Annotated in this window: 3 protein-coding genes; 2 read left to right on the top strand and 1 reads right to left on the bottom strand. The window is 59.9% G+C overall.

Annotation, left to right across the window (positions count from 1 at the left end):
• The first annotated feature begins 156 nt into the window (after positions 1–156).
• Positions 157–10,338 carry a retention module-containing protein gene (locus FJD34_RS19625; protein ID WP_146552256.1) on the top strand — a complete coding sequence of 3,394 codons (10,182 nt, stop codon included), beginning with the start codon at positions 157–159 and terminating at the stop codon, positions 10,336–10,338.
• A gap of 159 nt (positions 10,339–10,497) precedes the next feature.
• Positions 10,498–10,836 (top strand): hypothetical protein, encoded by a 339-nt coding sequence (locus FJD34_RS19620; RefSeq protein ID WP_032862694.1) that lies wholly within the window; start codon positions 10,498–10,500, stop codon positions 10,834–10,836.
• Positions 10,837–10,851: 15 nt separating this feature from the next.
• Here FJD34_RS19620 and lapD read toward each other — a convergent pair whose 3' ends face one another.
• Positions 10,852–12,798 carry a cyclic di-GMP receptor LapD gene (gene lapD, locus FJD34_RS19615; protein WP_032862693.1) on the bottom strand — a complete coding sequence of 649 codons (1,947 nt, stop codon included), beginning with the start codon at positions 12,796–12,798 and terminating at the stop codon, positions 10,852–10,854.
• Positions 12,799–12,802 lie beyond the last annotated feature (4 nt).

The raw sequence follows: 12,802 nt of genomic DNA, 5'->3' as shown, positions 1-12,802 counted from the left end.
GAAGGTCAATAGTTTGGCATAAAGTAAATTGCCAAAAAATATAGCCAATTATTTGACGTCACACGTTTTACAAACTACGCACCTCCCAGACTGATGAATCCCATAGGTTCTCAGTCATTGGGACACCCACAGAATGGATCGCCGGAGAAATCTTCAATGAGCAGTGTTGTTGCAATCGTCAAGGGCATTGTTGGCCAAGTTTTCGTCATTTCTCCGGAAGGTGCCCGTCGGGTGCTGGTTGAAGGTGATCGCCTGTTCGCTGGCGACCAGATTGACACCGGGATGTCGGGCGCCGTCAGCCTGGAGCTGGCCGATGGCCGCACCCTGGACCTGGGGCGTGACACCCAGTGGAGCGCCACCGCGCCTGACTCCAGCACCGACCTGGCCCAAGCCACCGCACAGGCCGCGCCTTCGGTTGCCGAACTGCAACAGGCCATTGCTGCCGGCGCTGACCCGACCACCGACCTGGAAGCCACCGCCGCAGGCGCGTCAGCAGCAGGTACCGGTGCTGCCGGGGGCGGCCACAGCTTTGTAATGCTTGATGAGACGGCGGGCTCGGTCGATCCGACCATTGGCTTCCCGACGGCAGGCCTGGGTTTCGCGACCAATGCGCTGACCAACGAGCTCGGCGGGCAACCAAACGACCCGCTCACGGCGGCACCTTTGCCGTCGACCCTGACCCTGGGCGCCACGCCGACCATCACTGAAGCTGGCGGCGTGCTGACCTACACCGCCACGGTGACCCAGCCGTCTACCAGTAACTTGACTGTTACCCTGTCCAACGGCGCGGTGATCACCATCCCGGCCGGCCAGGTGACTGGCTCCGTCAACGTGCCCCTGGCACCGAACGACAGCCCGTACATCGATCCCGGTCAGATCAGCGTGACCGTGACCGGCACGACCGGTGGCAATAACCTGGTGCTCACCGTCGACCCGACGCCGGCCGTGACCCAGATCACCGACACCATCGACACCACCACCGTGACCCTGACGGCAGGCGAAACGGTGACCGAAGGCGGTCCGATCACCTACACCGCGACCTTGACCAACCCGGCGCAAACACCGGTCACCATTACGTTGAGCAATGGTTCGGTCATCACCATTGAGCCTGGCAAGTCCACCGGCACCGTGGTGGTCGATACACCTGCCAACGACGTCTATAACAACGGCAGCACGGTCAGCACCACGATTACCGGGGCTACCGGTGGCAACTTCGAAAACCTGGTGCCAGACACCACGCCTGCCGTCACCACCATTACCGACTCGGTCGACGACACCGGCCTGACCCTGACCGCCACCAACACGGTCACCGAAGGCGGCCAGATCACCTATACCGCAACACTGACGAACCCGGCGCAAACGCCGCTGACCGTGACCTTGTCCAACGGTTCGGTGATTACCATCAAGGCCGGCGAGTCCGTTGGCACCGTGGTGGTCGACACCCCGGCGAACGACGTCTACGTCAACGGCAGCACGGTCACCACGACCATCACCGGAACCACCGGTGGCAATTTCGAAAACCTGGTGCCCAACACCACGCCAGCCGTCACCACCATCACCGACTCGGTCGATACCACCACCGTAACGCTGACTGCGCCGGGCGATATCAACGAAGGCGACCAGATCACCTACACCGCCACGCTCTCCAATAAAGCAGAGACTGACGTCACGCTGAAACTGGATAACGGTTCGACCATCATCATCAAGGCCGGTGAAACCGTTGGCTCCGTGACGGTTGATGCCCCGGGCGATGACGTGTTTGTCGACAAGAGCACGCAAACCGTCAAGATCACCGAGACTACCGGCGGCAACTTCGAGAAACTGGAAGTGGCCGGTGACGGCGCTACCACGACCGTCAACGACACTATCGACAAGGTCGATGTAGTCCTGACCGCCACGACCACCGTGGGCGAAGGCGGTAACATCGTCTACACCGCATCGCTTGTGGACAAGGCAGGCAACCCGGTCACCAACATCACCAACCCGTTGACCGTGACCCTGGACAATGGCCAGACCATCACCATCGGCGTCGGCCAATCTGCCGGCACTGTCACCACTGTTGCGCCGAACGATGTGTATGAAGGCAACCCGACCATCACCACCGCCATCACCAATGTGACCGGCGGCGCGCATTTCGAGAACCTGGTGCCAGGCACCACGCCGGTCAACACCACCGTAACCGACACACCCGGCACTACCGACACCACCACCGTCACGCTGACCGCACCAGGCGAAGCCGACGAAGGTGGCAACATCACCTACACCGCGACCTTGAGCAACAAGGCCGGCAGCGACCTGACCCTGACCCTGAGCAACGGTGACGTCATCACCATCGCCAAGGGCGAGACGACTGGCCAGGTGACGTCCAAGGCACCGAGCGACGACGTATTCAAAGATGCCGGACCGATCAACGTCACGATCAATCCGGACATCGTCGGTGGCGGCTTCGAGAAGCTTGATATCGCACCGGGTGGGGCAACGACGCAGATCAACGACACCATCGACAAGGTCGATGTGGTCCTGACGGCCACCAAAACCGTGGGTGAGGGCGGCGAAATCGTCTACACCGCGACTCTGGTCGACAAAGATGGCAAGCCGGTCACCAACACCACTGGCCCACTGACTGTGACCCTGGATAACAACCAGACCATCACCATCGGCGTGAACCAGTCGAGCGGCACCGTTTCGGCTGTGGCTCCGGACGATGTGTACAAAGGCGACCAAACCGTTACTACCGGCATCAAGGAAGTCACCGGCGGCGAGCACTTCGAGAACCTGGTTCCAGGTACTGACAAAGTCACCACGATTGTCACTGATACCCCAGGTACCGATACCGATAACACCACTACCGTGACGTTGACGGCTCCGTCGGAAGTGAGTGAAGGCGGCAAGATCACCTACACCGCCACGCTTTCTAATAAAGCGGATACAGACGTCACCCTGACTCTGGATAACAAACAAACCATCACCATCAAGGCCGGCGAAACCGTTGGCACCGTGACGGTGGATGCTCCGGGCGATGACGTGTTCATCGACAAGAGCACCCAGACGGTCCAGATCACCGGCACCGATGGCGGCAACTTCGAGAAATTGGAAGTGGCCGGTAACGGCGCAACGACCACCATCAACGACACCATCGACAAGGTCGATGTGGTCCTGACGGCCACCAAAACCGTGGGTGAAGGCGGCGAAATCGTCTACACCGCGACCCTGGTCGACAAGGATGGCAAGCCGGTCACCAACACCACTGGCCCGCTGACAGTGACGCTGGATAACAACCAGACCATCACCATCGGCGTGAATCAGTCGAGCGGTACTGTTTCGGCTGTGGCTCCGGATGATGTGTACAAAGGCGACCAGACTGTTACTACCGGCATCAAGGAAGTCACCGGCGGCGAGCACTTCGAGAACCTGGTTCCAGGTACTGACAAAGTCACCACGATTGTCACTGATACCCCAGGTACCGATACCGATAACACCACTACCGTGACGTTGACGGCTCCGTCGGAAGTGAGTGAAGGCGGCAAGATCACCTACACCGCCACGCTTTCTAATAAAGCGGATACAGACGTCACCCTGACTCTGGATAACAAACAAACCATCACCATCAAGGCCGGTGAAACCGTCGGCACCGTGACGGTTGATGCTCCGGGCGATGACGTGTTCATCGACAAGAGCACCCAGACGGTCCAGATCACCGGGACCGATGGCGGCAACTTCGAGAAATTGGAAGTGGCCGGTAACGGCGCAACGACGCAGATCAACGACACCATCGACAAGGTTGATGTAGTCCTGAGCGCGACCAAAACCGTGGGCGAAGGCGGCGAGATCGTCTACACCGCGACTCTGGTCGACAAGGATGGCAAGCCGGTCACCAACACCACTGGCCCACTGACGGTGACCCTGGATAACAACCAGACCATCACCATCGGCGTGAATCAGTCGAGCGGTACTGTTTCGGCTGTGGCACCGGACGATGTGTACAAAGGCGACCAGACCGTTACGACCGGCATCAAGGAAGTGACTGGCGGCGAGCACTTCGAGAACTTGGTTCCTGGTACCGATACCGTCACTACCATCGTGACCGACACACCGGGCACCGATAACACCACGACTGTGACCCTGACGGCTCCGTCTGAAGTGAGTGAAGGCGGCAAAATTATCTACACCGCCACCCTGAGCAACAAGGCTGGCACCGACGTCACCCTGACTCTGGACAACAAACAAACCATCACCATCAAGGCCGGTGAAACCGTTGGCACCGTGACGGTTGATGCGCCAGGCGATGACGTGTTCATCGACAAGAGCACCCAGACCGTCCAGATCACCGGGACCGATGGCGGCAACTTCGAGAAATTGGAAGTGGCCGGTAACGGCGCAACGACGCAGATCAACGACACCATCGACAAAGTCGATGTGGTCCTGACGGCCACCAAAACCGTGGGCGAAGGCGGCGAAATCGTCTACACCGCGACTCTGGTCGACAAAGATGGCAAGCCGGTCACCAACACCACTGGCCCACTGACGGTGACTCTGGATAACAACCAGACCATCACCATCGGCGTGAATCAGTCGAGCGGTACTGTTTCGGCTGTGGCTCCGGACGATGTGTACAAAGGCGACCAGACTGTTACGACCGGCATCAAGGAAGTAACCGGCGGCGAGCACTTTGAAAATCTGGTCCCAGGTACCGACACAGTCACCACTATCGTGACTGACACACCGGGCACCGATAACACCACCACCGTCACTCTGACTGCGCCTAGCGCCGTCAACGAAGGTGGAAAAATCATCTACACCGCCACCTTGAGCAACAAGGCTGGCACCGACGTCACTCTGACCCTGGACAACAAACAAACCATCACCATCAAGGCCGGTGAAACGGTCGGTACCGTGACGGTTGATGCTCCAGGCGATGACGTGTTCATCGATAAGAGCACCCAGACGGTCCAGATCACCGGCACCGCTGGTGGCAACTTCGAGAAGCTCGTGGTCGCCGGCGACGGCGCAACGACGCAGATCAACGACACCATCGACAAAGTCGATGTGGTCCTGACGGCCACCAAAACCGTGGGTGAAGGCGGCGAGATCGTCTACACCGCGACCCTGGTCGACAAGGATGGCAAGCCGGTCACCAACACCACTGGCCCACTGACGGTGACTCTGGATAACAACCAGACCATTACTATCGGCGTGAATCAGTCGAGCGGTACTGTTTCGGCTGTGGCTCCGGACGACGTGTACAAAGGCGACCAGACTGTTACGACCGGCATCAAGGAAGTAACCGGCGGCGAGCACTTTGAAAATCTGGTCCCAGGTACCGACACAGTCACCACTATCGTGACTGACACACCGGGCACCGATAACACCACCACCGTCACTCTGACTGCGCCTAGCGCCGTCAACGAAGGTGGAAAAATCATCTACACCGCCACCTTGAGCAACAAGGCTGGCACCGACGTCACTCTGACCCTGGACAACAAACAAACCATCACCATCAAGGCCGGTGAAACGGTCGGTACCGTGACGGTTGATGCTCCAGGCGATGACGTGTTCATCGATAAGAGCACCCAGACGGTCCAGATCACCGGCACCGCTGGTGGCAACTTCGAGAAGCTCGTGGTCGCCGGCGACGGCGCAACGACGCAGATCAACGACACCATCGACAAAGTCGATGTGGTCCTGACGGCCACCAAAACCGTGGGTGAAGGCGGCGAGATCGTCTACACCGCGACCCTGGTCGACAAGGATGGCAAGCCGGTCACCAACACCACTGGCCCACTGACGGTGACTCTGGATAACAACCAGACCATTACTATCGGCGTGAATCAGTCGAGCGGTACTGTTTCGGCTGTGGCTCCGGACGACGTGTACAAAGGCGACCAGACTGTTACGACCGGCATCAAGGAAGTAACCGGCGGCGAGCACTTTGAAAATCTGGTCCCAGGTACCGACACAGTCACCACCATCGTGACCGACACACCGGGCACCGATAACACCACCACCGTCACTCTGACTGCGCCTAGCGCCGTCAACGAAGGTGGCAAAATTATCTACACCGCCACCTTGAGCAACAAGGCTGACACCGACGTCACCCTGACTCTGGACAACAAACAAACCATCACCATCAAGGCCGGTGAAACCGTCGGTACCGTGACGGTTGATGCTCCAGGCGATGACGTGTTCATCGACAAGAGCACCCAGACGGTCCAGATCACCGGCACCGCTGGTGGCAACTTCGAGAAGCTCGTGGTGACGGGCGATGGCGCGACGACGCAGATCAACGACACCATCGACGATGTGAAGGTCGTACTGACCGCCACTACCAGCGTCGCCGAAGGTGGCCAGATCGTCTACACCGCCAGCCTCGTGGACAAGAACGGCGTGGCCGTGACCAACGTGGGCTCCGACCTGGTGATCAAGTTGGATAACAACTTGAGCATTACCATCGGCAATGGCAAGACCAACGGTACTGCCAACTTCACCGCGCCGAATGACTTCTACGTCGGTGCCAAGGATATTTCCGCCAAGATCACCAACGTGGTCAGCGGTGGCGACAAATATGAAAACCTGATCCCGGTCGGCACGCCAGTGGTCACCAAGGTAACGGACGTGACGAGCAACACCGTGATCAGTATCGCGGGCGACGCCTCGGTTACCGAAGGCCAGACCGCTCACTACACGTTGAACCTGACCCAACCGGCGGAAACCGAAGTCACGGTGACCCTCTCGTACAAAGGCGTGGCCCAGGACGGTTCAGACTTCACCGGCGTATACACCGTGAAGATTCCGGCCGGCCAAAGCACCGCGACGTTCGATATCAAGACTATCGACGACAAGCTGACCGAGCCTACGGAGAAGTTCGAGATCAGCATCTCTGGCACTTCCGGCGGCAACTTCGAGAACCTGGTGGTCAGCCCCACCAACGGTAAAGTCGAAACCTCGATCATCGATAACGATGCACCACCGGTTATCGATCTGGATGCCAACAACTCCAGCGGCGCCACCGGGAACGACTTCAAGACCACGTTCACCGAAGGCGGCAATAGCGTGTCGATTGCTGACACCGACATCAAGATCACCGACCCGGACAGCACCCAGCTGACTGGCGCCACGGTGGTGCTGACTAATACTCAGCCGAACGATTCGTTGGGCTACAGCAACGTCACCGGTATCACCGTGACTTCGGTCACAGACCCTGTCACCGGCAAGATCACCCTGACCTTGACTGGCACGGCGTCGCTGGCTGACTACATGCAGCAGATCAAGAACATCACGTTCAGCAACAGCAGCGACGACCCGAGCACCACGCCACGGACCATCACCGTGACCGTGACCGACGGTGGCAACTACTCGAACGTGGCGACCACCACAGTCAACGTAACGGCAGTCAACGACGCACCGGTTGCCACTGGCAGTGCCGTTACCGGTACCGAAGACACGCCGCTGAAGCTGACCTGGGCTAACTTTGGGGTCACCGATGTGGATTCCCCTCAGACCAGCCTCGGGGTGAAAATCACCGAGCTGCCAGTTGCCGGCAAGCTGCAGTTCCTCGCAGCGGATGGCACCACCTGGACCAACGTGAGCGCCGGCCAGACCTTCACCAAGGCGCAGATCGACGGTGGCCAGTTGCGCTTCACGCCAAACGCCAACGAATCCGGGGCCGACGGCTACGGCGGCACCGGTGTGGGCAACAAGCAGGCTGATTATGCACAGTTCAAGTTCCAGCCAACCGATGGCAAGGACCTGGGCACCAGCACTACTGTGAAAGTCGACATCACGCCGGTTGCGGATGCGCCAACCTTGAGCGTTGCCGACAACAACATCGCCTCGATCGGCCTGACCAAGCAGAGCTGGAACAGCATTGCGAACCTGGGTACCAACGGCAACGGCGCCTCGGCGACCGTGCTGAAAAATGCGATCGACAAAGCAGGCACGCCAAACAGCACGACGATTGCCACCGACGTCACGTCAACTGCAGACGTACCGGGCGGCGCCGGGTCGAAGACCTCCGGCCTGATCTACCTGGAAGCCGGCAAGACTTATACCTTCAGCGGTTATGGCGATGACAGCATCCTGGTCAACATCGGCGGCAAAGACGTGGCCAGCGGCACCTGGGGCTCGAACTCCGGCCAGTTCAGCGGTACGTTCACGCCGACCAGCAATGGCTACTACAGCATTGATATCTACCATGCCAACCAGGCGGGCGCCGGCAGCTATGACGTCAACCTGTCGGTCAACGGTGGTCCGGTCACCAACCTGAGCAATACCAACATCCCGATCTACACCGGGGTCAATGACCTGATCAACGCGGGTGCCCAGGTGTCTGACCTGCACGGCACCAACGGCCAGGGCTACTACGATGCGTACAAGCTCAACGAAGGGCTGGAAAACGGCACGGTCAAGCTGACCAAGGTCACCACCGGCCTGACCGATACCGACGGTTCGGAAACCCTGAGCGTGAAGATTGGCAGCATCCCGGTGGGCGCAGTGCTCAGCGACGGTGCCGGGCATACCTTCACGGCGACCAATGGCCTGACCGAAGTCAATGTCACCGGCTGGGACCTCAATAATTTGAGCCTCAAGCCACTGCCTTACACCAGCGGCCAGTACAACCTGACCGTGACCTCGACCTCCACCGAAAGCCTCGGCGGCTCGGCCACAACCGTTGCCAACCTGCCGGTCAAGGTGTACCCGGCAACCTATAGCGGGAGCACGGCGACTTCGGGCGATGACAACGTCATGGGCACCAGTGGCAACGACATCATCGTGGCGGACGTTTCGGGCCTGAACGTGGTGCAGGGCAAGAACTACAACATCGCGTTCATGATCGATACGTCGGGCAGTATGGGTGCGGACTCGGTGGCGGCGGCGAAAGCCTCGCTGACCACCGTGTTCAACTCGCTGAAAGACAGCATCGGCTCCAGTACCTCTGGCATCGTGAATATTTTCCTGGCGGACTTCGATACCCAAGTCAACCAGACCGCTACGGTCAACCTGAAAGACCCAGGTGCCCTGGCTGCCCTGCAGAAAGTCCTGGACTCGATGGTGTCTGAAGGCGGGACCAACTACGAAGACGTGTTCAAGGCCGCATCCAACTTCTTCAACAGTGCCAAGGCGACCAGCAACACTGGCGCAATCAACACAACGTACTTCATCACCGATGGCCAGCCGACGTATTACCAACGCAGCGAGCAGGGCAACCCGACCTTGTACGGCAACGTCAAGCTGGATGATGTCGTCAACATGAACAACTACACCTTAGGCACCGCCACCCGGATCACTATCGACTCGACTCACCTGATTGATATTGATGCTGTCGGGAAAATGACGCTCTGGATCAACAACGGGGGCTGGTCGCAGTACAACCCGGGAGTCATCCACGCCCAAGGGGATGGCACTTTTGAGCTGTCGGTGCGTGACGGTTATGGCAACTATACCGACACCACCACCACCACTAACTCCAATAGCGCATTCGCACTGCTCAAGGGCCTGTCCACCGGCGGTGTCGAAGCCATCGGCCTCAACAGTGGCGTCAGCCTGGATCAGTTGAAACCGTACGACAGCGATAACAAGCCACAAGCCAACATCGATCCGAAGGACCTGGCCAACGCTATCCTCGGTAGCAGCGAGGCCACCCTGCCGGGTGCCGACCGTGTCGATGGCGGTGACGGCAACGATATCCTGTTTGGCGACCTGGTGAGCTTCACGGGTGTTACCGGCGAAGGCTACAACGCCATCCAGACCTACGTGGCTGGGAAAAGCGGCGTAGCGGTATCTGCAGTCACCGGCCAGGATGTGCACAAGTACATCACCGAGCACTACAACGAATTCAACACCTCGGGTGCCAAGGACGGCAATGACACCCTGCTGGGTGGCTCGGGTGATGACATCCTGTTCGGCCAGGGCGGCAACGACTACCTGGACGGCGGCAAGGGCAACGACATTCTGTTGGGCGGTACCGGTAACGACACGCTCATCGGCGGCCAGGGCAATGACATCCTGATCGGCGGCACGGGTGCCGATACCTTTGTCTGGAGAGCGGGCGACACTGGCAACGATGTGATCAAGGACTTCAAGGCATCGGAAGGCGACCGTATCGACCTGCGCGACCTGCTCAAGGGCGAAACCGACGGCACCATCGACAACTTCCTGAAGTTGACCACGGTGGATAACGTGACCACGCTGCAGATCAGTTCCGAAGGCAAGCTCAACGCCGCCGGTGGCCTGGCCAACGCGGATGTGACGATCAAGCTGGAAGGTAACAACTGGTCCGGTCAGTCGATCAACTCGCTGATCACCGGTGCCGACCCGACCATCAAGGTCGATCACACCTAAAGCAACCCTGAATCGGCCGCCTCTTGAGGCGGCCGATTCATTTGCGGCCACCGTTCACTGGCATGGGGTCGCGATTGCACGGCATACTCACGCCCAATCGCGCGCCGTTGGCCTATGCTCTGACAGGCTGTCGTCAGTTCTTCTCATGAGGGATGTTCAATGTTCTACGTGCAACGTGATGCACAGGGTGAGCTGATTCGCGCCGAGGCGGTTGCCTTCGCCGAGTCGACCGGGACCCTGCCAGCGGACCATCATGAGATCCAGGCCTGGTTCGCCAATGAAGAAGCGGAGGTGAGCCTCAAGCAGCTCAAGCACAGTGACTCGGAGATGATCCGGGTGCTGGAAGACTTGATTCAGGTACTGATCCACAAAGGTGTGATCAACCTGACTGACCTGCCGGTCGCCGCACAAGCCAAGTTGAAAGACCGCAGCCACGCGCGGGAAGCACTGGGTGGCCTGAGCCACCTGATCAATGATGATGAGACCGGCCTGATCTGAGGCCGGCCCACGGCCTCAGCGCCAGGGCGCCGGTTCACCAAACAATTGGCCCTGCACGCCGAAAATCCCCATCTCGCGAATCACCTTCAATTCACCCTCGGTTTCGACCCGCTCGGCAATCAGCGGCAAGTCGATGCTGTGGGCTGCGCGCTGGATGGCTTCGATGAACAGGCGCTTGTCGCTTTCCTGATCGATGTCGCGGATGTAGCTGCCATCGATCTTCAGGTAGGCCAGGCCCAGGCGCGCCAGGTTGCCGATCATGCTGAAGCGCCCGCCAAAGCGTTGCAGGCTGAGGGAGAAGTTCAGCTCGCGCAGGCGCTGGGTCAACTGCTCCAGCACGGCTTGCTCAGGTAGTTGCTCTTCACCGATCTCCAGGGTCAGGCGCGGGCCCAGGTTGGCGTGCTGGCGCAGCAGGTCGAACACGCGATTCAGGGCCTGCGGGTCTGCCAGCGTGGCCGCCGACAGGTTCAGGGCCAGCGAATGCTCGTGGCTGGCCATCTGCTTGAGCACCAGCTCCAGCATCAACCGGTCCAGGCGCGCCGACCAGCCAAACCGTTCAAGCCAAGGCAGGAAACGCCCGGCCGGGATGGTGTGGCCCTGGCCGTCCACCAGGCGCGAGAGCACTTTGTAATGCAGGATCAGTTGCGGATCCTGGCTGGCCACTACCGGCTGGAAATACAGTTCAAAGCGCTGCTGGCTCAGCGCCTGGTCGAGCAGTGAGTGCCAGGCGTGATGATCGTCGCCAACACTGGCGGCTGCGCTGTGGTCCAGGCACACCCAACTGACATCGCCCTGGGTTTCGGCCTGGGCCAGCGCCTGGTCGGCCAGAGTCAGCAGTGCCTGGGGAGAATCACCATGATTGAATGGGGCCAGGCCTATACAGGCAACCGGCGACACATCACTGGCCCCAGTGGCTTGCAGGCTTTGCAAGGTGCTTTCCAGGTTCTGCGCCAGCTGCAACGCCTCTTCACGCATCAACCCCGGCGCCAGCACCGCAAATTCGCCGCCGCGGATGCGCGTGACCAGGTTGTGGGTTTCCGGATACGGCTCGCACTGGCGCAGCAGTTGTTCGCCGACTGCCTGCAGCAACTGGTCGGTGCGCTGGCCGCCCAGCCGTTGGTTGAGACCGGCCAGGTCCTTGACCCGCAGCACCAGCAAGTAACCCGAGTTGGTTTCCTCAGGGTTGCTGACCCGCGCGTTGAGCTGCATCTCGAAATAGCGTCGATTGGCCAGGCCCGTGAGGTTGTCCTGATAGGACTCCACCCGCAGCTTTTCACTGCGCTCGGCCTGTTCCTGGAACAGGGCCTTGAGCTTTTCCACCATCTGGTTCATCGCCTGCACCACCCGGCGCAGTTCCGGGGTGCGCGGCAGATCCGGCAGGCTCAGGAACTCGCGGCGGGCAATGGCGTGAGACTGCTTGACCATGTAGTCCAATGGCTTCAGTTGCCGGCGCAGCAACAGCGCGCCCAGCACGGCACTTACCGCGCCACACAACAGCAGCCAGCCGAGGCTGCCCAGGGCGCTCTGCCACAGCTTGGCCAGGGCAAACATCGGATGGCTGACCACCTCGACCCGCGCCGCCTGTTCCCAGCCACGGCTGACCAGAGCGTCGCCACCGGCCGGCTCAAGGCCGATCAACTTGACGAACCAGTTGGGCACGCCGTTGTTGTCGGGGACACCGCTGCGCTCGACGATGACCTGGTCATTGGTCACGTCGACCACGCGGATGCTCGCGTAATAGCCGCTGTCGAAGATCGAGCTGACCAGCAACTCGACCATCGCCGGGTCGTCGATATTGGGTGTCAGGGACAACGCCAGGGCCGTCGCCGCATCCTGCGCATGGGAGCGCAGCTGGTTCACGTACTGGGTACGCGAGCTTTCCAGGCTGACCATGAAGCTGCCGCTGAAGGCGACCACCAGGAACAGACAGATAGCAATCAACAGCTGTTTGAACAGTGACATCTGA

Origin of the sequence: Pseudomonas brenneri (assembly GCF_007858285.1) — a bacterium.
GTDB lineage: Bacteria > Pseudomonadota > Gammaproteobacteria > Pseudomonadales > Pseudomonadaceae > Aquipseudomonas > Aquipseudomonas brenneri.
The sequence above is the reverse complement of the archived record's forward strand: the minus strand, read 5'-3'. Positions and strand labels throughout refer to the sequence as shown.